This window comes from Streptosporangium sp. NPDC049046 (genome assembly GCF_040649155.1).
Taxonomy (GTDB): Bacteria; Actinomycetota; Actinomycetes; order Streptosporangiales; family Streptosporangiaceae; genus Streptosporangium.
The window spans coordinates 22,082-44,671 of the sequence record NZ_JBEZEZ010000048.1 but is presented as its reverse complement, the minus strand read 5'-3'; the positions used below and the strand labels follow the sequence as shown (position 1 = coordinate 44,671).

Sequence of the window (22,590 nt, the reverse complement as noted above, 5' to 3'; positions counted from 1 at the left end):
GGTACGGGTGGTCTGGGGGGTTTGTTCGCGCGGCATGTGGTGGCCGAGCGTGGGGTGCGGCGTCTGCTGCTGACCAGCCGCCGGGGCCTGGACGCTCCCGGCGCGGTGGAGTTGCGGGCGGAGCTGATCGCGCACGGGGTCGAGGTGGAGGTCGTCGCGTGTGACGTGGCCGATCGCGATCAGGTGGCGGCGCTGCTGGCCGGGATCGATGCCGCGCATCCGTTGACGGCGGTGATCCACACTGCGGGTGTGCTGGCCGATGGGACGATCCCGTCGTTGTCGGCCGAGGATCTGGATGTGGTGTTGCGGCCGAAGGTGGATGCCGCCTGGCATCTGCACGAGCTGACCCAAGACCAGGGTTTGGCCGATTTCATTGTGTTCTCGTCGGTGGCGGGGACGTTCGGTGGGGCGGGGCAGGGCAATTACGCGGCGGCGAACGCGTTCTTGGACGCGTTGGCGGAGTATCGGCGCGGGCTGGGGCTGACCGGGCGTTCGCTGGCGTGGGGTCCGTGGGAGCAGGACGCCGGAATGACGGGCGGGTTGGACGAGGTTCAGGCGCGTCGGTTGACGCGTGCGGGGATGTCGGCGATCACGCCGGAGCAGGGTGTGGTGTTGTTCGAGGCGGCGATCGGTTCCGGTGGGCCGGCTGTGGTTCCGGTGCGGTTGGATCTGGCGGTGGTGCGGGCGGGTGGTGAGGTGCCGCACCTGCTGCGCGGGCTGGTGCGGGGGGTCCGCAGATCGGCGGTGTCGTCGGTCGTGACCGGTGACGGCGCGCTGGTGGGACGGCTGGCCGGGTTGGGTGAGGCCGATCGGGTGCGGTTGATGGTGGACACGGTGCGGGCGCAGGTGGCGATGGTCTTGGGGCACACCTCGCCGGAGACGGTAGATGTCAAGCGGGAGTTTCGGGAGCTGGGCTTCGACAGCCTGACTGCGGTGGAGCTGCGTAATCGGTTGAACGCGGCGACGGGGATCAGGCTGCCGGCGACGCTGGTGTTCGACTACCCGACTCCGGTTGGGCTGGCGGAGTTCCTGCTGGGTGAGTTGCTCGGCGAGCGGGCCGATGTGGGTGTGCTTTCGCCGGTGGTGCGGTCGGTGGCTGACGATCCGGTGGTGATCGTGGGGATGGCGTGTCGTTATCCGGGTGGGGTTTCTTCTCCGGAGGATTTGTGGCGTCTGGTGGTTGAGGAGACCGACGCGATCACCGGGTTCCCGACGAATCGGGGGTGGGATCTGGAGGGGATCTATGATCCGGATCCTGGTCGGGTGGGGACGTCGTACACGCGTCATGGCGGGTTTTTGCATGACGCGGATGAGTTCGATGCCGGTCTCTTCGGGATCTCGCCGCGTGAGGCTCTCGCGATGGACCCGCAGCAGCGGTTGTTGCTGGAGACGTCGTGGGAGGCGGTGGAGCGGGCGGGGATCGAGCCGGGCTCGTTGCGGGGGAGCCGGACCGGGGTGTTCACCGGTTTGATGTACAACGATTACGGTTTGGCGTTGGGTGACGCGGCCGGTCGGGTGCACCAGACCGATGAGGGCATCGCTCAGCGTGATGCCGTCGAGGGTTACGAAAGTACGGGGACGGCGCCGAGTGTGGCGTCGGGTCGGGTGTCGTACACGCTGGGCCTGGAGGGTCCGGCGGTGACCGTGGACACCGCCTGCTCGTCGTCGTTGGTGGCGCTGCACCTGGCCGCGCAGGCGCTACGCGGTGGTGAGTGTTCACTGGCGCTGGCCGGGGGCGTGACGGTGATGGCCACACCGAACACGTTCATCGGGTTCGCTCGGCAGCGGGGTTTGTCGGTGGATGGGCGGTGTCGGTCGTTCGCGGAGTCGGCCGATGGGGTGGGCTGGGCCGAGGGCGTGGGCATCCTGGTGCTGGAGCGGTTGTCGGATGCTCGGCGCAACGGTCATCGGGTGCTCGCGGTCGTTCGCGGATCTGCGGTGAATCAGGATGGTGCGTCGAATGGGTTGACGGCGCCGAACGGTCCGTCTCAGCAGCGGGTGATTCGTCAGGCGCTGGCGAGTGCGGGGCTGTCGGCGTCCGAGGTGGATGCGGTGGAGGCGCACGGTACGGGCACGACGCTGGGTGACCCGATCGAGGCGCAGGCCCTGCTCGCCACCTACGGCCAGGATCGGCCGGAGGATCGGCCGCTGCTGCTGGGGTCGATCAAGTCGAACATCGGTCACACGCAGGCGGCGGCTGGTGTGGCGGGTGTGATCAAGATGGTCATGGCGATGCGGCACGGAACACTGCCCAGGACGCTGCACGTGGACGAGCCGTCCTCGCATGTGGACTGGAGCGAGGGCGCGGTCGAGCTGCTGACCGAGCCGACGGAGTGGCCGGAGACCGACCGTCCGCGTCGGGCCGGGGTGTCGTCGTTCGGGATCAGCGGCACCAACGCGCACGTGCTCCTCGAACAGGAGCCGGCGGACGAGCGGGTCACGGCCGAAGAACCCGTACGGGACCGGACGCCGGATGCCGAGACGGCGGATGTCACGGTGGGATCGTCGGTGGTTCCGGTGGTGGTGTCGGGTCGTACGGCGGAGGCGTTGCGGGCGCAGGCCGGGCGGTTGGCGTCGTATGTGGGTGCCGATCCGGGGTTGGTGCTGGGTGATGCGGCGTTCTCGCTGGTGGCGACGCGGTCGGTGTTCGAGCATCGGGCGGTGGTGGTCGGTGATCGTGAGGGTGTGCTGGCCGGGCTGGGTGCGCTGGCCGGGGATCTGCCGGGTGCGGGTGTGGTGCGCGGGGTGGCAGCGAGTGAGCTGAAGCTGGCGGTGTTGTTCACCGGTCAGGGCAGTCAGCGGGCCGGGATGGGCCGGGAGTTGTACGACCGGTTCCCGGTGTTCGCGACCGCGTTGGACGCGGTGATCGCGGAGCTGGATCCGTTGCTTGAGGGGGTGGAGCGGGGATCGGCCGGAGGGTTGGGTGGCCGGTCGTTGCGTGAGGTGGTGTTCGCCGAGCCGGGGTCGGCTGAGGCGGAGGCGCTGGATCGGACCGGGTGGGCGCAGCCTGCGCTGTTCGCGGTGGAGACCGCGCTGTTCCGGCTGGTGTCCTCGTGGGGGATCCGGCCCGATGTGCTGGCCGGGCACTCGATCGGGGAGATCGCCGCTGCTCATGTGGCTGGTGTGCTGTCGTTGCAGGACGCGTGTGCGTTGGTGGCGGCGCGGGCGCGGTTGATGCAGGCGCTACCTGCGGGCGGGGCGATGGTGGCGGTCCAGGTCGCCGAGGAGGCGGTCGCCGAGTTGCTCGCCGGGCGGGAGAAGGAGGTGTCGGTCGCGGCGGTGAACGGCCCGTCCTCGGTGGTGATCTCCGGGGGTGAGGAGGCGGTGCTGGAGGTGGCCGCCACTCTAGAGGAGCGGGGGATCAGGACGAAGCGGTTGCGGGTGTCGCACGCCTTCCACTCCCCGCTGATGGACCCGATGCTGGAGGACTTCCGGGCGGTGGCCGGGTCGCTCTCCTTCAGCCCGCCGGAGATCCCGATCGTGTCCACGCTCACCGGGGAGCAGGCGACGGCCGAGCGACTGTGTTCGCCGGACTACTGGGTGGAGCAGGTCCGCGGCGCGGTCCGCTTCTCCGACGCCGTGCGCACCCTGCAGGCACAGGGTGTACGCGCCTACCTGGAACTCGGCCCCGACGGCGTGCTCACCGCGATGGCCGACGAGACCATCACCGTGGCGGCCGAGACCGGTGCCGACGTGCTCGCGGATCCGGCGCGCGACGCCGAGGCGAGGTCGGCGGCCGATCCGGACGTGCTGGTACCGGCCCTGCGCAGGGGCCAGGACGAGCAAAAAACGATCATGATGGCGCTCGCCGCCCTGCACGTACGCGGGGTGCCGGTGGACTGGCGGGCGGCGTTCCCCGGCGCCCACCGGGTGGAGTTGCCCACCTACGCCTTCCAGCGTCGGCGTTTCTGGCCGGGACCCTCGCGCGGCCGCGTCGGCGATGTGACCGAGGCCGGGCTCGGAGCGCCGGATCACCCCCTGCTGGGAGCCGCCGTCGAGCTGGCGGGGGGCGACGAGGTGCTCCTCACCGGCCGGTTGTCGGTGCGCTCCCAGCCGTGGCTGGCCGATCACGTGGTGTCGGGCCGGGTGGTGGTGCCTGCGACGGCGTTCCTGGAACTGGCGATCCGGGCGGGTGACGAGGTCGGCTGCGCTCGGGTGGACGAGCTGACCCTGGCCGCGCCGTTGACCCTGCCCGAACAGGGCGGCGTCCGGGTACAGGTACGGCTGGGCGGACCCGACGAGAGGGGACAGCGGCCGTTGAGCGTGTACGCGCGGCCGGAAGGCGAGGAGGAGCGTCCCTGGACACGGCACGCGAACGGGCTTCTCGCGGTCGACGAGTCTCTCACCGTCCCCGACACCGCACTGGCGTTCGACACGACCGTGTGGCCGCCGGCCGGTACGACGCCGGTCTCGTTGGAGGGCTTCTACGAGGGACGGGCCGCGGACGGCTTCGACTACGGACCGGCTTTCCGCGGCCTCACCGCGGCCTGGCGCGGCGACTCGGACATGTACGCCGAAGTCAGCCTGCCCGAGCAGGACGCGGCCGAGGCGGGGGCGTTCGGCGTGCATCCGGCGCTGCTGGACGCGGTGCTGCACATGTGCCTGCTCCTCGACCTGAGCGAGGAGGCCCGGCGTAAGGTGCCCTTCGCGTGGGAGGGCGTGTCCCTGCACGCGGCGGGGGCGTCGACGGTCCGGGTGCGGATGTCCTGGGCCGGACCCGACGCGATGTCGATCGCGATCGCCGGCGTGGACGGTCCGGTGGCCTCGATCAGATCGTTGTCCCTGCGCCTCCTTTCCGAAGGACAGGCCGCCGGTCCGCGAGCGATCGGAAGGGACTCCCTGTTCAGGCTGGACTGGGTTCCGCAGGCAGCCCCGGCGTCGCCGGTGTCCGTGGTCTCGCCGGGCACCCTGGCGGTGGTGGGCCCGGACGGCTGGGGGCTCACCGAGGCACTCGCCGCCTCGGTGGGTGGTCCCGTCGGGGTCGGTGCCGATCTGCGGTCGCTGGTAGAGGCGTACGACGGTGACGCTTCCGTGCCGCGTACGGTGCTGGTCCCGGTGGAGGCGGGCCAGGGTGACGAGGTGCCGACGGCCGCTCACGGCCTGGCGTCGTCCGTGCTGGAGCTGGTGCGTTCCTGGCTCGCGGACGAGCGGTTCGCCGATTCGCGGTTGGTGTTCCTCACCCGGGGCGCGGTGGACGGCGACGACGTGGTGGCGGCGACGGTGTGGGGGCTCGTGCGTGCCGCCGAGGCCGAGCATCCGGGCCGGTTCGCGCTGATCGACCTCGACCTCCGGGACGGCGACGCCCACGACCCGAGGGGAGTGCCGGCGACGTCGATCGCGGCACTGCCGTCGGCCCTGGCCGCCGCCGAGCCGCAACTGGTGATCAGGGACGGTGCCGTGCTGGCCGGTCGGCTTGCCCGCGTCTTCCCGCCCGCCGACCCGGTCGGTATGACCTGGGATCCGGAGGGCACGGTGCTGATCACCGGCGGCACCGGCGGCCTGGGTGGCATGCTGGCCCGCCACCTGGTGACCGAGCACGGCGTCGGCCACCTGACGCTGGCGAGCCGTCGCGGTGACCGGGCGGAGGGCGTCGAGGAACTGGTGGCGGAGCTCGCCGGACTCGGCGCCCGGACGAACGTCGTGGCATGCGACCTGGCGGACCGTGACGCCGTCGCCGCCCTGCTGGCCGGGATACCCGCCGAACACCCGCTGACCGCGGTGGTGCACGCCGCGGGCGTGCTGGACGACGGCGTGATCGGCACGCTGACGTCGCGGAGCCTGGAGAAGGTGTTCCGCCCCAAGGTGGACGCGGCCTGGCATCTCCACGAGCTGACCAGGGACGAGAATCTGGCGGGCTTCGTCCTGTTCTCGTCGGTGGCCGGGACGTTCGGGACGGCGGGGCAGGCCAACTACGCGGCGGCGAACGCCTTCCTGGACGCGCTCGCCCGGCACCGCCGGGCCGAGGGGCTACCGGCGGTCTCGCTGGGCTGGGGGCCGTGGGACCAGGCGAGTGGCATGACCGGCGCCCTGAGCGAGGCCGAGATGGGCAGGCTCGCCAGGCGCGGGACGCTCCCGCTCTCCCCTGAGCAGGGGCTGGCGCTGTTCGACGTGACGGTCACGGGCGAAGAGCCGGCCCTGCTGCCCGTACGTCTGGATCTGTCGGCGTTCCGCACCGGCGGGGACGTCCCGTTCCCGCTGCGAGGGCTGGTCAGGGCGCAGGCCCGCAGGCAGGCCACGACCGAGGTGGCGGCCACGCTCGTCGAACGCCTCGCGCCGCTCGGGGAGGGCGAGCGGATGGCCGTCCTGCTGGAGCTGGTGCGGGGCCAGGTGGCGCGGGCGCTGGGCCACGCGGACGGCGACTCGATCGAGCCGCTGGGCAGTTTCCAGAGCATGGGCTTCGACTCGCTGACGGCCGTCGAGGTGCGTAACAGGCTGGCCGCCGACACCGGGCTGAGGCTGCCCGCGACGCTCGTGTTCGACTACCCGAACGTCACGGCGCTGACGGAGTACCTCCTGGCGGAACTGCCGGGTGACCTCGGCGCCCCGGTGAGCGGGCGCGTGGTCGCGCGACCGGTCACACCGGTCGGCGACGACCCCGTGGTGATCGTGTCGATGGCATGCCGCTACCCGGGTGGGGTGACCTCTCCCGAGGAGCTGTGGCGGCTGGTCGAGGAGGGTGGGGACGCGATCTCGGCGTTCCCGACCTCTCGTGGCTGGGATCTGGAGTCGCTGTACGACCCCGGCCGCGAACGCCGGGGCACCAGCTACGTCCGCGAGGGCGGCTTCCTGCACGACGCGGGGGAGTTCGACCCCGGTTTCTTCGGGATCTCGCCCCGTGAGGCGCTCGCGATGGACCCGCAGCAGCGGCTCCTTCTTGAGGTGGCCTGGGAGGCGGTCGAGCGGGCCGGGATCGACCCGCTCTCGCTGCGCGGCAGTCACACGGGTGTGTTCGCCGGGGTGATGTACCACGACTACGCGACGAGCGCGGAGTTCCCGCCGGACGTGGTGAGCTTCATGGGCACCGGTACGGCCGGCAGCGTGCTGTCCGGACGGCTGTCCTACATCCTCGGTCTGGAGGGGCCGGCGATGACGGTGGACACCGCGTGTTCCTCCTCGCTGGTGGCGTTGCACCTGGCGGCGCAGGCGCTGCGCGGCGGTGAGTGCTCGCTCGCACTGGTCGGTGGTGTGACGGTGATGGCGACTCCTGGGGCGTTCATCGACTTCAGCGCTCAGGACGGGCTCGCCGCCGACGGGCGGTGCAAGTCCTTCTCCGAGGCCGCCGACGGTGTCGGCTGGTCCGAGGGCGTCGGGACGCTGGTGCTGGAGCGCCTGTCCGACGCGCGGCGCAACGGCCACCAGGTGCTGGCCGTCGTCCGCGGTTCCGCGGTGAACCAGGACGGCGCCTCCAACGGGTTGACCGCGCCGAACGGCCCCTCGCAGCAGCGGGTGATCCGCCAGGCACTGGCCGGCGCCGGACTGGCCACGGTGGACGTGGACGTGGTGGAGGGCCACGGAACGGGGACGAGCCTGGGCGACCCGATCGAGGCGCAGGCGCTGCTCGCCACCTACGGGCAGGACAGGCCGGCGGACCGGCCGCTGCTGCTGGGCTCGATCAAGTCGAACATCGGGCACACCCAGGCGGCGGCGGGCGTCGCCGGTGTGATCAAGATGGTGATGGCGATGCGCCACGAAGTGCTGCCGGGCACGCTGCACGTGGACGCGCCCTCGTCGCACGTGGACTGGGAGCAGGGGGCGGTGGAACTGCTGACCGAGCACCGCCCGTGGCCGGGGGGCGGATGGCCGCGCCGGGCCGGGGTGTCGTCGTTCGGCATCAGCGGGACCAACGCGCACGTCATCCTGGAGGAGGCGCCGCCGTCCGCGGACGCGACGGCCGGACGCCGCTCGCCGAACGGCTCACCGGGCAGGTCGCTGAACGGATCACTGAACGGATCGTCGTCAGGCGTCCCGACCGGCCAGGCGCCGGACGTCGTGCCGGTGCCGGTGCCGGTGTCGGGGAAGACGGATGACGCGTTGCGGGCGCAGGCGGCACGCCTGCTGTCGCGGGTCCAGGACGATCCGGACGTCTCCTGTGCGGACATCGGCTTCTCGCTGGCGACGGGCCGTTCCGCGTTCGAGCACCGGGCGGTGGTACTGGCCGGCGACCGGGACGGGTTGCTCGCGGGCCTGGCGGCGGTGGCCGACGGGCGCCCGGCGCCGGGAACGGTGAGGGGACGTGGCGCGCGGCCGGGCAGGCTCGCGCTGCTGTTCACCGGACAGGGCGCCCAGCGGGCCGGAATGGGCAGGGAGCTGTACGAGCGGTTCCCGGTGTTCGCCGACGCCCTCGACGCCTTGCTCGCACACCTGGACCCCGAGCTGGACCGCCCGCTGCGCGAGGTGATGTTCGGCGGCGACACCGAGTCGCTGAACCGGACCGGATACACCCAGCCCGCGCTGTTCGCCCTGGAGGTGGCGCTGTTCCGGCTGGTGGAGTCCTGGGGCGTCAAGCCGGACTTCCTGGTGGGGCACTCGATCGGGGAGATCGCGGCCGCGCACGTGGCGGGCGTGCTCTCGCCTGCGGACGCGTGCCGGCTGGTGGCGGCACGTGCCCGGCTGATGCAGGCGCTGCCGGAGGGCGGCGCGATGATCGCCGTACAGGCCCCCGAGCGTGAGGTGCTGCCGCTTCTCGCCGGATGCGAGGACGAGGTCTCCGTCGCCGCGGTGAACGGTCCCGCCTCGGTGGTGATCGCCGGTGCCGAGGACGCGGTCGTCCGGATCTCCGACCTGCTGGAGGGGAGGGGACGCAGGACGAGGCGGCTGAGGGTGAGCCACGCGTTCCACTCGCCGCTGATGGAGCCGATGCTGGCGGAGTTCCGCGGGGTGGCCGAGGGGCTGGACTTCGCGGCACCGCGGATCCCGGTGGTCTCGACCGTGACGGGCGAGCTCGCGTCGGCGGAGGAGCTGTGCTCACCGGACCACTGGGTGGAGCAGGTGCGGCGCGAGGTCAGGTTCGCCGACGGCGTGGAGACGCTGCGGCGGCGCGGGGTCAGCGCGTACCTCGAACTGGGACCCGACGGGGTGCTGACCGCGATGGCCGAGGACACCGTCCAGGACGAGGCCGCGGTGCTGGTACCGGCGCTGCGCGGTGACCGCGGCGAGCAGGACGCGATCATGACCGCGGTGGCGACGCTGCACACGCACGGGCTCGCGGTGGACTGGCCGGCCGTGTTCGGGGCCGCGTTCGGCGACGCCCGCCGGGTCGACCTGCCGACGTACGCCTTCAGGCATCAGTGGTTCTGGCCGAGTGGGCGGCGGGTCGGGGACATCAGGGATCTCGGGCTCGCGGCGGCGGCGCACCCGCTGCTGGGGGCCGCGGTGCGGCTCGCGGGGTCGGAGGGGGTCGTGCTCACCGGCCGCCTCTCACCGCGATCACACCCGTGGCTCGCCGACCACGCCGTCGGCGGGATGGTGATCCTGCCCGGCGCGGCACTGCTGGAACTCGCCGTCCGGGCAGGGGACCAGGTCGGCTGCGACCGGGTGGAGGAACTCACCATGGCCGCCCCGCTCGTGTTCGGCGAGGGGGAGGCGATGGACCTGCAGGTGTCGGTGGGCGCGCCCGACGCGTCGGACCACCGTGAGCTCGGCGTCTACGCGCGGCCCGCGGGCGCCGCCGACGACGAGCCGTGGACACGGTACGCGACCGGTGTGCTCTCCGGCGGCGGACGCGAGGGCGCGGCTCCGGCCGAGGTCTTCGACACCGAGGTGTGGCCACCGAAGGGAGCGTCCGCCGTCGAACTGGACGGCCTCTACGAGCGGTTCGCCGAGGGCGGGTTCGTCTACGGCCCGCTCTTCCGGGGGTTGCGCGCTGCCTGGCGGCGTGACGACGAGGTGTTCGCGGAGATCGCCCTGCCCGAGCAGGCCGGCGACGCCGGCTCGTACGGCGTGCACCCGGCGCTGCTGGACGCCGCCCTGCACGCGGTGCCGTTCCTGGAGTCCGCCGAGCCCGAGGCGGGGCGCCTGCCGTTCGCGTGGGGCGGCGTGCACCTGCACGCGGCCGGCGCGACGACGCTGCGCGTGCGCGTGACCAGAACCGGCGAGGACACGGTGTCGGTGAGCGCGGTGGACACGGTGGGAGCGCCCGTGCTCACCGCCGAGTCGCTGGTGTCGCGTCCGGCGTCGCCCGGCGGCCTGGTCGCTGGCGGGCACCGGACATCGGGGGACGGACTGTTCCGGCTGGAGTGGACGCCTCTGCCCCAGACGCCCGCCGGCGACCAGGAATCGGAGGCGGAGGTGGTGTCGCTGGACGTGACGGCGGATCCCGGGGATCTCGTCACGCCGGGTGCCCCGCCGCGTGCCGCGGCCGTGTTCCTCGCCGCCGACCCCGCCGACCCCGCCGACCCCGCCGAGCCCACCGACCCCGCTGACGTCATCACCGCGACCCGCGGGTCCACCGCTCGCGTGCTCGGCCTTCTGCAGCGCTGGCTCGCGGAGGAGCGGCTCGGTGACAGCACCCTCGTGGTGATGACGTGTGGCGCGGTCGCCGTCCACGAGGACGACCGGGTGACCGACCTGCCGGGGGCCGCCGTGTGGGGACTGGTCCGCGCCGCGCAGGCGGAGAATCCGGGCCGGTTCGTGCTCGTCGATCTCGACGAGCCGCTGGAGCCTTCGGCGGCGCTGATGCGGGCCGTCCTGGCCTCCGGCGAGCCGCAGGTCGCGGTGCGTGACGGGGTGCTGAGAGCGGCGCGCCTGGTGCCGGCCGCCATGGACGGGGACGGCGTACGGCGATGGGATCCCGAGGGCACGGTTTTGATCACCGGCGGCACGGGTGGCCTCGGCGCCGAGGTGGCGCGGCACCTGGTGGGCGAGCACGGAGTGCGGCGGCTGCTGCTGGCCGGCCGCCGAGGTCTGGAGGCGCCCGGCGCCCCCGAGTTGCGGGCCGAGCTGGCCGCCCGCGGCGCCGAGGTCGTCGTCGCCGCGTGTGACGTCTCCGATCGGGGCGCGCTCGCGGACCTGCTGGCAGGCGTACCCGCCGAGCATCCGCTGACGGCGGTCGTCCACGCGGCGGGGGTGCTGGACGACGCGACGATTCCCTCCCTGCGCCCCGAGCGGATGGACACCGCGCTGTGGCCCAAGGCGGGTGCCGCCTGGCATCTGCACGAGCTCACCCAGGGGGTGGATCTCGCCGCGTTCGTGCTCTTCTCGTCGATGGCCGGCGTGGCCGGCGGCGCGGGGCAGGGCAACTACGCCGCGGCCAACGCCTTCCTCGACGGACTGGCCCACCACCGCCGGGCCGCCGGGCTCGCCGCGTTGTCGCTGGCCTGGGGTCCCTGGGCGCGGGACGCCGGGGCGACCGGCGGAATGACCGGCGCCCTCGCCGACACCGACCGGCGGCGGATGGCGCGGGTGGGCATCCGTCCGCTGTCGGTGGAGCAGGGACTGCGACTGTTCGACGCCGCCGGAGGTGTGGACCGCCCGGTGCTGGTGCCGGTCAGGTTCGACCTGTCGGCGTTGCGGGCGCGTGAGGAGGTTCCGCCGCTGCTGAGAGGGCTGGTGCCCGCCGGAAGACGCCGGACGGCCGCGAGCGGGCGCCAGGAGCCGGACACCCTGGTGCACGGGCTGACCGCCCTCGGCGCCGCCGAGCGCGCCGAGGTGCTCCTGGATCTCGTACGGGGCCAGGTGGCGGCTGTACTCGGGCACAGCGGAACCGGCTCCGTCGAGCCGGACCGGGCGTTCAAGGAGCTGGGCTTCGACTCGCTCACCGCCGTCGAGCTGCGCAACCGGTTGACCGACGCCACCGGGCTGCGCCTGCCGGTCAGCCTGGTGTTCGACCACCCCACCTCGCTCGCCCTCGTCGACCATCTGCTCGACCGGCTCGGCCTGACCGAGCAGACGGGGTCCGCGGCGCTCCTCGCCGAACTCGCGAAGCTGGAGAGGGCGTTCAGCGGGATGGCCGTCGACCCCGAGGCGCACCGGCAGGTCGCGGCGCGCCTGGACGTTCTGAAGACGAAATGGGCGGCGCTCTCGCGTGATTCCGGTGATCCCGGCGATACGGAGCTCGACCTTGACTCGGTCTCGGACAGCGAGATGTTCGACATGCTCGACAACGAGCTCGGCCTGTCGTGACCCTGTCGTCGCTGTCGTCGCCGTCGTCGCCGTTTCGGTTCGTGCGTGAGCCGGCCACCTCATGAGGACACGAGGTCCGCTCGCGGCGGGCAGCCCGCACGCCGTCCCCGCGAGGGGTGGAAAACCCGCCGAGGGGGTCCGGCCGAGTGCCGGACGCTCTCGCCGGACCGGGCAGGTCCCGCGGACCTCCGAACATGCCTCATGATCGAGGATCTACTGCCGGGTGAGGTCAGGTCATCGGAGGTGTTCGACGACTCGCGGCCCTGCGCCCTGTTCTTCGAGGAGGAGGCCGTGATCAGCAGGGCGGTGGAGAAGCGCCGCCGCGAGTTCACCACGGGACGTTGGTGCGCTCGCGACGCCCTGGGGCGTCTGGGCTACCCTCCGGTGCCGGTGCCGCCCGGGGTGAAGGGCGCGCCGGTCTGGCCCTCGGGTGTCGTCGGCAGCATCACCCACTGTGCCGGATACCGGGCCGCCGCCGTCGCGCGGTCCGGTGACATCACGACCCTGGGCATCGACGCCGAGCCGAACAAGCCGCTGCCCTCCGGAGTGCTGGAGGTGATCACGGTCGGCGAGGAACTGCGCCGTGTGACGTATCTCCTGCGGCGCGATCCGTCGGTGAGGTGGGACCGGCTGCTGTTCAGCGCGAAGGAGTCCGTCTACAAGGCGTGGTTCCCCCTCGCGCCGCTGCGGGAACCGCGCCTCGACTTCACGGAGGCGTCGATCACCTTCGATCCGGCCTGGGGTGGCTTCCACGCCCGGTTGCTGGCCGAGGGGCCGAGGCTGAGCGACGGTGTCGAGCTGAAGGAGTTCTTCGGCCGATGGCTGGTGGGCCGAGGGCTCATGATCACGGCCGTCGCGGTCGTGGCGGCACCTTCGGCCGCCAGGAACGCCGACGGGCACCGGCGGAGGCGGGGGAGTTCGCGGCCGGGCGGTGACGCCGATCGGCCGGGCGGTGACGGCGCTGTCCGCCGCTCGGGCGAGGGGAACGAAGGGGACGTTCACGATTCTCCGGGGGCGTGAGTCCGGAGTAGGGGGAGGGGGAGTCCCGCCGAACGCCGGTGTCCTCCTGTCGCCGGACCCGGCGACGGGTCCTTTGACCTCATCCGACAGGGTGCCACCCCTGTCGATCTCCGTGAGGGAACCGGGCACGACCCGGTCGGCCTCGGCGAACGAACCGGGTGCCACCCCTGTCGGCCTCCGTGAATGAGGGGTTTCCAGGGTGAAGGGGCTCCTGAAGACTCCGCGGGAAAGGGGCTCCCGCAGCCCGGGTCCTCCACGCTCAAGGAGATCTGATGAGCATGCGTCCGCTCGGTGTCGACGGTGCGTGGGTCTTCGAACCGAAGGTGTTCCCCGACAGCAGGGGCAGCTTTCACGAATGGTTCCACGACGCGCCCTTCCGTGAGGCCACCGGCCAGAGCCTGGCCCTGGCCCAGGCGAACTACTCGGTCTCGCGCCGGGGGACGCTGCGCGGTGTGCACTTCGCCGACGTCCCGCCCAGCCAGGCCAAGTACGTCAAGTGCGTCAGGGGAGCGGTCTTCGACGTACTCGTCGACATCCGCGTCGGATCGCCCACCTTCGGGAGGTGGGAGGCGGTGGTCCTCGACGACCGGGATCACCGCGCCGTCTACATCTCCGAGGGACTCGGCCACGCCTTCATGGCGCTGACCGACGACGCGACGGTGGTCTACCTCTGTTCCGAGGGGTACGCGCCCGGCCGTGAGCACGGCATCAACCCGCTCGACGCGGAGCTGGGGATCGAGTGGCCCGCCGGACTCGAGCCGCTGCTGTCGGAGAAGGACGAGGCGGCCCCGACCCTCGCCGAGGCCCGGCGAAGGGGCATGCTCCCCACGTACGAGGAGTGCCGTGGCCTGTACGCCAAGCTTCGCGCGTGAGCGGCGCCGCCCTTCGTGTCCCGGCATCGGCGCGTTCCCCCGCGCTCCGCGCCTCCGCCCCGGGCCGTCTCCGGGGCCCCGCACCATCCCCGGGCCACCGGAGACCGGCCCGGGGATGGTGCGGGGCCCCGGTACGACCGTTGTGCGGGGACCCGCGCCGTACGGGGGCGGGAAGGACGGGTCAGCCGGTCCGCAGCCCCGCCTTGAGCGGCTCCCACCAGGCCCGGTTGTCGCGGTACCAGGCCACGGTCTCGGCCAGGCCCGTCGCGAAGTCCTTGCGCGGGCGGTAGCCCAGCTCCCGCTCGATCTTGGTCCAGTCGACGGAGTAGCGGCGGTCGTGGCCCTTACGGTCTTCCACGTAGGCGATGCTGCTCTCGTCCGCGCCCAGGGCCTCCAGGAGGAGGCCGGTGAGTTCCCTGTTGCTCAGCTCGGTGCCGCCGCCGATGTTGTAGACCTCACCGGGGCGGCCCGCCGTGCGGACCAGCTCGATGCCCCTGACGTGGTCGTCGACGTGCAGCCAGTCGCGGACGTTGAGGCCGTCGCCGTACAGCGGGACCTTCAGTCCGTCGAGCAGGTTGGTGATGAACAGCGGGATGACCTTCTCGGGGAAGTGGTGGGGCCCGTAGTTGTTGGAGCAGCGGGTCACCCGCACGTCCAGGCCGTGGGTGCGGTGGTAGGAGAGTGACAGCAGGTCGCCGGCCGCCTTGGAGGCCGCGTAGGGGGAGTTGGGGCTCAGCGGGTCGGTCTCCGGCCAGGACCCCTCTTCGATCGAGCCGTAGACCTCGTCGGTGGAGACGTACACGAAGGTCGCGGGCCCGCCGCGGAGTGCCGCGTCCAGGAGGGTCTGGGTGCCCACCACGTTGGTCCGCACGAACTCGCCGGCGCCGAGGATCGACCGGTCGACGTGGGACTCGGCGGCGAAGTGCACCACCTGGTCGTGCCGGGAGACGAGTTCGCCGACGAGTTCGGTGTCGCAGATGTCGCCCTGGACGAACGCGAAGCGGTCACTGTCGCGGACCGGGTCGAGGTTGGCCGGGTTGCCCGCGTAGGTGAGTTTGTCCAGCACGGTGACAGTCGCCGGGCCGTCCGTGCCGAGAAGGGTGCGTACGTAGTGGGAACCGATGAATCCGGCACCCCCGGTGACGAGAATTCTCAACGGAGATCCACCTCGCTGTGATCGCTGGACGGGAGACCCGCCCTCATGGCTGTGGGCGTCGCGGGGGCGGTGCCCTTCCGTGAATGCGCGGATGTTTGGAATTTCGGCACGCATGGTTTTTGGAGATGATTCGTCGGCGCGGAATTCCGGGGCCGCGGCTCCGACTGTAGGCGGTGAGATCCGGTGTGAGAAGCCCTGCCCACGGGCGATGAATTCGACTGGAGGAAATAGGGGGATTAAGGGAGACGGTAGGGGGTTGATGCCCCCTATGCGCCATGTGAGTCTTTTTGGTACCGGTCGGCTTCCTATCCGATTGACCACCGTTGGCCGACTTCGTCATGAAGGGCTTTTCCATGAAAGGCATCATTCTCGCGGGCGGCCACGGCACGAGGTTGTATCCGCTCACGCTCGCGGTCTCCAAGCAGCTTCTCCCCGTGAACGACAAGCCGATGATCTACTATCCGCTGTCGACGCTCATGCTCGCGGGCATCAGGGAGATCATGATCATCTCCACCCCCGCCGACCTGCCGCAGCTGACCCGCCTGTTGCGGGACGGGTCACATCTGGGGCTCGACATCAGCTACGCGCAGCAGGACGAGCCGAAGGGCCTGGCCGACGCCTTCGTCATCGGCGCCGACCACATCGGCGGCGACCCGGTCGCCCTCGTGCTCGGCGACAACATCTTCCACGGCAACTCCTTCTACGACATCCTCCAGGAGAACGTCGCGGACGTGGACGGCTGCGTGCTGTTCGGCTACCCGGTCAGCGATCCCCAGCGTTACGGCATCGGGGAGACCGATGCCGAAGGCCGGCTCGTCTCGATCGAGGAGAAGCCGGCGAATCCCCGGTCCAACAGGGCGATCGTCGGCCTCTACCTCTACGACAACGACGTGATCGACATCGCCAAGAACCTGCGGCCCTCCCCCCGGGGGGAGCTGGAGATCACCGATGTCAACCGCACCTACCTGCGAAGGGGCAAGGCGCGCCTGCGTGACCTGGGCAGGGGGTTCGCCTGGATCGACGCCGGCACGCCGGAGTCGATCCTGCAGGCCACCCAGTACGTGCAGGCGCTGGAGAACCGGCAGGGCGTACGCATCGCCTGCATCGAGGAGGTCGCGCTGCGCATGGGCTTCATCGACGCCGAGACCTGCGACCGGCTGGGAGCCGAACTCTCCGCCTCCAGCTACGGCCGGTACGTACGCGGCGTCGCGGCCGAGTTCCGCTGAGCGTTCCAGGGGTCGGAGGCGCGGAAACGATCCGCGGCCACGGCGGCGGACCACATCGACCGAACACACAGACCGGAGGTATTCCAGATGAGCGTCTCCATCGACCAGGGCGGGCAGGAGAGCGGGGCGGAAGGGCAGGGCCATTCCGGATTCGCCGCATCGCAGCTCGAACGGACATATGTCGACGTCGTACTCGAAGGGGGTCCTGCTGATATCTCACGGACCTTCCGGGTCGACGACGCGACGGCGGCCTACGGAAAGATAAAGATTCCCCGGCACAATGGCTACGAGCACTTCGAGCGGCAGACGGAATCGGTTTCCGATGATTCCGGAGCGGCTGTCTTTCGTTGGACGACCCGGACCAGAATCGCCGAGTAGCGCAGTCCTCCGATGTTTTTCTTTCATACATGAACGACTTGCCGAAAAAAGGCTTTCCGGGGACAGGGAGTGATTCGCGTCCCGCGGGAGCCGTCGGGCTGGTCGCGGGGCGAATCCGGGTGCGTGCCCTACGCCCCCTTCTTCCGGCCCTCCACCAGGACGGCGACACCGTCGAGAAGGTGCCGCAGGCTGAACTCGAACCACTCGTCGATGTCGATCGGCTCGTCCTGTTGCGCGTACAGCCTGGACAGCATCGGGAACTGCCCGGACTCCAGGATCTCCAGGAGCATCGGCGTCTTCGACGCGCGCCACTGTCTCGTCGTGACGCCGGTGCGGCGCTCGGCCTCCAGCTCGTTCACCAGCAGCAGGGCCGCGCCCTGCACCTGGGCGCTCACCATCATGGCCACCCAGTGCATCGTCATCGGGTCGAGGCCGAGGCCGTCCATGGCGCGCATCGCCCACTCGACATCGGCGAGCACGTTCGGCCCGAGCGGCGGCTGGGGGGTGGCGATGACCCGCAGCGCCCAGGGGTGCCTGGAGTACATCCCCCACTCCCTTCGTGCCGCGATCTCCAGCCTGGTGCGCCAGCCTCCCGGTACGGAGACCGGATAGGAGGTCTCCCCGAAGACGACCTCGACCATCAACTCGACGAGCGCGTCCTTGCCCGACACGTAGCGGTACAGCGACATCGTGCCGGCGCCCAGCTCGGTCGCGACGCGGCGCATCGACAACGCGTCCAGTCCTTCGGTGTCGGCGATCCGGACCGCGGTGCGTACGATCCGCTCCGTGCTCAGGCCGCTCGGGGGTTCGTGGTGTATGGCCAGATCGTCGGCGCTCTGCCGGAGCGGGGCATGGTCCGCGGCGGGGGTGCATCCCGGCGCCGCGGAGAGGGAAACGTTGGGGGGCGCGACCCGCAGCGCGGAGGCCGGGGTCCGTCCGGCGGACTGCGCGGACCGCTCGGCGGTCCGGGCACGGTAGGCCCGCGCCTGACAGGCGCGGGAGCAGTACCGGGGGCGTCGTCCCCGAGGTGCGGCGTTCAAAGGCTTTCCACATTGTGTGCACGTCAACATGTGGTCCCCGTCCGATTCCAGATGCACAGCCGTGTGACGAAACTCTAGCACATGCTTTTTGTGACGTAATTAGCGATCCAAGCGTGATGAAATAACCAGTGGGAGTGAGGTGTCATTAGGTGCTAACCCGCTGTTCTCTAGGGTTTATCTGGAACTTTTCAGAAGTCAAGGTCGATCTGAGGACGAGCCGTTGTGCTCTCCGAAGAGTTGTGCGTACGATGTATGCGTCTATTTGATGTACGAAGTACCCAAGGAGTTGTAGTCATGACACAGGGCGTAGCCACAGCCGGGCGGAGGGAATGGCTCGGCCTCGCGGTGCTGGTCCTGCCCGTCCTGCTCATCTCCGTGACCGTGACGGTGCTGTACTTCGCGCTCCCCTTCCTGAGCGCGGACCTCGCGCCGACCGGTTCTCAGCTGCTGTGGATCGTCGACATCTACGCCTTCCTGCTGGCCGGTCTGCTGATTCCGATGGGCACCCTGGGTGACAGGATCGGCCGCAGGAAACTGCTGCTGATCGGTGCCACCGCGTTCTGTGTCACGTCGGCCGTCGCCGCCTACGCCCCCAGCGCCGAGCTGCTCGTCGTGGCCCGCGCCCTGCAGGGCGCGGCGGCGGCGAGCCTGATGCCGCCGACCCTCGCGCTGATCCGCAACATGTTCCATGACCCCGGACAGCGTCGGATGGCCATCGCCGTGTGGGCCGCGGGCTTCGCCGGAGGCAGCGTGCTGGGACCGATCGTCGGAGGCTGGCTCCTGGAGCGTTTCTGGTGGGGATCGGTGTTCCTGATCAATGTGCCGGTCATGGTCCTGCTCCTGCTGCTGGGACCGATCGTGCTGCCGGAGTACCGCGACCCCCGCCCCGGAAGGTTCGACCTGATCAGCGCCCTGCTGTCGCTGGCGGCCCTGCTGCCGACGGTCTACGGGATCAAGCAGTTCGCCGCCGACGGCTTCGAACTCCAGGCCCTGACCGGCGTGATCGTCGGGCTGGCGTTCGGTGTCGTGTTCCTGCGCAGGCAGCGGTTGCTGCCCGACCCGATGCTCGACCTGAGACTGTTCTCCAGCCGGCCCTTCAGCATGTCGCTGATCACGAGCACACTCGCGATCTTCGCCCTGGTGGGGCTGTTCTACTTCATCGCCCAGTATCTGCAGATGGTGCTCGGATTGCGGCCGTTCACCGCGGGGTTGCTCACCCTTCCCGCGGCGGGTGCGGCCCTCGCCGGTTCCGTACTGGCCGCCGTGATCGCGAAGTGGGCGCGTCCGGGATTCATCATGGGCGGCGGCATGGCGCTCGCCGCCGGAGGCTTCGTCGTGATGAGCCTGATCGACGTGGACTCCGAGCGGTGGTTTCTCGTCAGCGGTCTGCTCCTGCTGGGATCCGGTATCGGAGCAGTGCAGGCGGTGGCATCCGACATGATCGTCGCTGCCGCCCCGCCGGAACGCGCCGGCTCGGCGTCCGCGGTCATGGAGGCCGCCACCGAACTCGGGGGCGCGCTCGGTATCGCGATCCTGGGCAGCGTCGGCCTGTCCGTCTACGGCGAGAGGTTCGTCGCCTCGGCGCCCGCCCTGCCCCCCGAAGACGCCGAGGCGGCGCGCGAGACCCTCGGCGGTGCGCTCGGGGTGGCCGCGAGGCTGCCGGAGCAGACCGGGGCGGCCCTGCTCGACGCCGCCCGTTCGGCCTTCACCGGCGGCATGCAGGTGGCCGCCGTCCTCGGAGCCGTCATCATGGCGTTGACGGCGGTTCTCGCCACGATCCTTCTCCGATCGGTACGAGTGGACACCCCGCAGGTGGACGGTCGTACCGAGTGACCCTCGCCGCCCGTGCCCCCCGGAAGCCCCGGCCGGACGGGCACGGGCGGCGAGCCGGTCATTCACATCTGCGAGAACTGCGCCGGCAGATCCCTGCGGCCTTTCACGTTGAGCTTGCGGTAGATGCGGGTCAGATGCTGCTCCACGGTGCTGACGGTGATGTAGATCTTTCTGGAGATCTCGCGGTTGGTGTAGCCGAGCGCGGCGAGCGAGGCGACGCGCTGCTCGGCGTCACTGAGCACGTTCATGCTCTCCAGACCGTCGCCGCTGTCGTAGCCGTCGCTGTTGTGCCGTACGGCCTGCCGCAGCGGCTCGGCCCGGCACTCGCCGGCCACGCTGTCGGCACGATAGCCGATCATCCGTGCCTTGTTGGGCTCGCCGAGCTCGTTGAGGGTGTGGGTGAGGTCGACCAGCGCGTAGGCCATCTCCAGGCGGTCGCCCGCGCTCTGGAGCGTGTCGATCGCCTCCCGGAGCATGGACGGACGCTGCCTGAGGTCGCTGGTGGCGGCGAGGAGACGCTGTGAGATCCCCCGTGTCCTGAGCGAGTCGCCGCCGGACAGCTCGTAGGGCTGCTCCAGCAGGGTCCGTGCCTGTTCCCGCTGTTCCAACTGGAGCAGGGCGGCCGCGGCGCCGTGACGCCACGGCACCAGCGCCGGGGTGTCCAGATTCCAGGCACGCATCAACCGCCCGCAGGTCGAGAAGTCGTTGAGCGCGGCGTGCGAGTGGTTCGTCGCCAGATAGTAGTGGGCACGGGCCTGCAGATAGTGGAGCCCGAAGTGGGTCTGGAAGATCGCGTTGGGCACCGGCCATCTGAGATGGCGCTCGGCGACGTCGTACTTACCCATCTCGGTGGTGGCGCGGATCAGTACGGCGAGTGGCAACGCGACGAGGACGCCCAGGCTCCGGGGCGGCAGGATGTCCAGTGCGGCACGCGCGTACTCCTCGGCGGTCAACAGGTCCCCCTGGCGGATGGCGATGCTCGCCCGCAGGGAGGCGAGTAGCGCCCGCCAGGTGGGGGAGCGGCGCCGCACGGCCTCCGAGTACAGGAGGTCGCACCAGAGCGCGGCCTTGTCGGGGCGGTCGGAGTAGACCAGGGCGAGGAGCGCCGCCCCCACGGTCTCCAGGTTCACGTCGTCCAGCGAGGTGGAGTGCAGCACGCGCTCGGCGGTCCTGAGCGTGTTCTCGTCCGGGCCGTCCCGCAGGACGCCTGCGAGCAGGGCCGCCGCCCGCGAGTGCGGACCGCTCTCGACCGTCGTCCACGTCGTCCACGCCGGCCTCGTCACGGAGTCGGCGCTCGCGACGACGCGGGCACGGGCGAGGACCGGGGGGTGGATGCACGACAGCCGGTGGCGAAGGACGTCGAGCCAGGCCGCCTCCTCGTCGGCGCAGGGTTCGCCTGCCAGCTCGGTCAGCCGTTCGAGCACCTCCACGGCCTCGTCGTGCTGCCCGTGCCAGAGCAGGAACCCCAGCAGGGTGTCCAGCTCGTCGAAGCCCAGCCTGTTCTCGCGGGCGTCCGCGACGAGCCGGTCGACGTACCGGTTGGCGGCGGCGGGGTTGAGGCGCCACTCCGCCCGGGCGAGCATCGCCGTGGTCGTCGTGCGCTGCCGGTCGTCGTCGCACAGCTGCAGGGCGAGCTTCAGGCACTGGACCGCGAACTCGTGCCGGTCGTTCGTGAGCGCCTGCTCGGCGGCCTCGCGGAGCTCGGCCAGTGCCCAGGACTCCCGGAAGCGGGGCGAGCCGATGAGATGTTCGGCGACCACGGTGGCCGCGGCCCCCTCCGCGTGGAGAAGCCGCGCGGCGAGCCGATGCATTTCCTGACGCCGATGCGGGTCGAGGTCGTCGAGCACGGCGGACCTGGCCGCGGGGTGCCGAAAACGTAGCGAGTCAACAATGCCGATGACACCGAGACGGTTCAGCGCCTGGTTCACCATTGTCGTCGTGATGCCGAGTAACTCCGAGAGAAGAGTCGGCAGGGCGAGGTCCCCAAGTATCGCGAGCCCGTGGGCGACCAGCAACATGGTGGGATCGCTGCGGTGCAGGAGAGCCCGGACCGATCGGGAGAATGCGTCGGAGACGATGAGGTTATCCGGTTCGCCGGCACTCTTGTAGTCTTCCATTAATGCCTTGACCAGCAGCGGGTTGCCTCCACTTACATTGTGGGCCGCTGGGCCGAACTTAACCGCCGCAGTGTTGCCGACAAAAGCGGACAGTGTCTTGATGACGCCTCGCAGGGAAAGCGGTGCCAGTGTTATGCGCTCGTAGTGAGGATGGCGCATAAGGTTTATCTCGAGATGCGGATCCATTCCCTGAAGGCCCTCTGTGGCCGTCAGTAGAATGAGCACGTTGGCACTCTTCTGCCGATGGACGAAGTTGAGCAGAAGCTGCCAGGAAAGGGAGTCCGCGTATTCGATGTCGTCCACGGTGATGAGCACGGTATTCGACTTGGAGAGTTCGAGGACAATGGCCCACAGGCCCTGGGTGATACGGAGCCAATCGGACTCCTCGGGGCGCTCACCGGACGACTTCGCCCCGAGCACGGCGTCCTCGATGAGCTGTGCCGCTCGGAAGGCGTGGTCGATGGGGAGTGCCGCGTTGTGGAAGATCTGGCTCACCACGCCGAGGGGCACCTTCTGGTCCGCCCCTGAGCAGGTGGCGCTCAGCCAGGTGACCTTCGACTCGACGGCGCTGCGACCGAAGGCGTACACCAGCTCGGTCTTGCCGGTCGCGGTAGGGCTCGTGATCGTCGCCACCCGGCCACGGCCGCGCGCACAATCCGAAAGCAGGTTTGTGAGAAAAGTGGTTTCGTTGTCCCGCTCGATAAGTATCATAGGGCTCCCCGTCCACCCTAGATGAAAGCAGATGATGGAACGATAACACCCGGCTGGTAAGAGAAGGAAACCTGTATTTGCCGGTAGGTGACGTCAACCTTTCCTCTTTTCCGACGG

At 70.5% G+C, this 22,590-nt stretch carries 9 protein-coding genes; 6 read left to right on the top strand and 3 right to left on the bottom strand.

The genetic code is table 11. From position 1 onward, the window contains the following. Positions 1-12: 12 nt before the first annotated feature. The 3 genes from AB0B96_RS38375 (at position 13) to rfbC (ending at position 14,012) form a co-directional block, all read left to right on the top strand. Positions 13-12,120, top strand: coding sequence for an SDR family NAD(P)-dependent oxidoreductase (locus AB0B96_RS38375; RefSeq protein ID WP_362906922.1), 12,108 nt, complete (start codon positions 13-15; stop codon positions 12,118-12,120). A 201-nt stretch (positions 12,121-12,321) separates the two neighbouring features. Further along, positions 12,322-13,140 (top strand): 4'-phosphopantetheinyl transferase superfamily protein, encoded by an 819-nt coding sequence (locus AB0B96_RS38370; protein WP_362906918.1) that lies wholly within the window; start codon positions 12,322-12,324, stop codon positions 13,138-13,140. A gap of 272 nt (positions 13,141-13,412) precedes the next feature. Further along, positions 13,413-14,012, top strand: a complete 600-nt coding sequence (gene rfbC / locus AB0B96_RS38365; protein ID WP_362906915.1) for a dTDP-4-dehydrorhamnose 3,5-epimerase — start codon at positions 13,413-13,415, stop codon at positions 14,010-14,012. 181 nt (positions 14,013-14,193) lie between these two features. Here the strand turns inward: rfbC and rfbB are convergent, their stop codons facing one another. Continuing rightward, on the bottom strand, positions 14,194-15,168 hold the full coding sequence (rfbB, locus tag AB0B96_RS38360; RefSeq protein ID WP_350950193.1) for a dTDP-glucose 4,6-dehydratase: 975 nt from the start codon (positions 15,166-15,168) through the stop codon (positions 14,194-14,196). A gap of 353 nt (positions 15,169-15,521) precedes the next feature. On the opposite strand from rfbB, the gene rfbA reads away from it, so the two are divergent. Together rfbA and AB0B96_RS38350 are read left to right on the top strand one after the other, a co-directional pair. After that, positions 15,522-16,394, top strand: a complete 873-nt coding sequence (rfbA, locus tag AB0B96_RS38355; RefSeq protein ID WP_362906913.1) for a glucose-1-phosphate thymidylyltransferase RfbA — start codon at positions 15,522-15,524, stop codon at positions 16,392-16,394. 87 nt (positions 16,395-16,481) lie between these two features. Then, entirely contained in the window at positions 16,482-16,772 is a 291-nt protein-coding gene (locus AB0B96_RS38350; protein WP_350950191.1) for a DUF5988 family protein, read from the top strand. Positions 16,773-16,900: 128 nt separating this feature from the next. Here the strand turns inward: AB0B96_RS38350 and AB0B96_RS38345 are convergent, their stop codons facing one another. Next, positions 16,901-17,812: a TetR/AcrR family transcriptional regulator gene (locus AB0B96_RS38345; RefSeq protein WP_362906910.1), complete on the bottom strand. Its 912-nt coding sequence runs from the start codon at positions 17,810-17,812 to the stop codon at positions 16,901-16,903. Positions 17,813-18,106: 294 nt separating this feature from the next. Between AB0B96_RS38345 and AB0B96_RS38340 the strand changes: the two genes are divergently transcribed. After that, complete coding sequence (locus tag AB0B96_RS38340; protein WP_362906908.1) at positions 18,107-19,645, top strand: MFS transporter; 1,539 nt, start codon at positions 18,107-18,109, stop codon at positions 19,643-19,645. Between the two features lie 62 nt (positions 19,646-19,707). Here the strand turns inward: AB0B96_RS38340 and AB0B96_RS38335 are convergent, their stop codons facing one another. Then, positions 19,708-22,473: an AAA family ATPase gene (locus AB0B96_RS38335; protein WP_362906906.1), complete on the bottom strand. Its 2,766-nt coding sequence runs from the start codon at positions 22,471-22,473 to the stop codon at positions 19,708-19,710. Positions 22,474-22,590 lie beyond the last annotated feature (117 nt).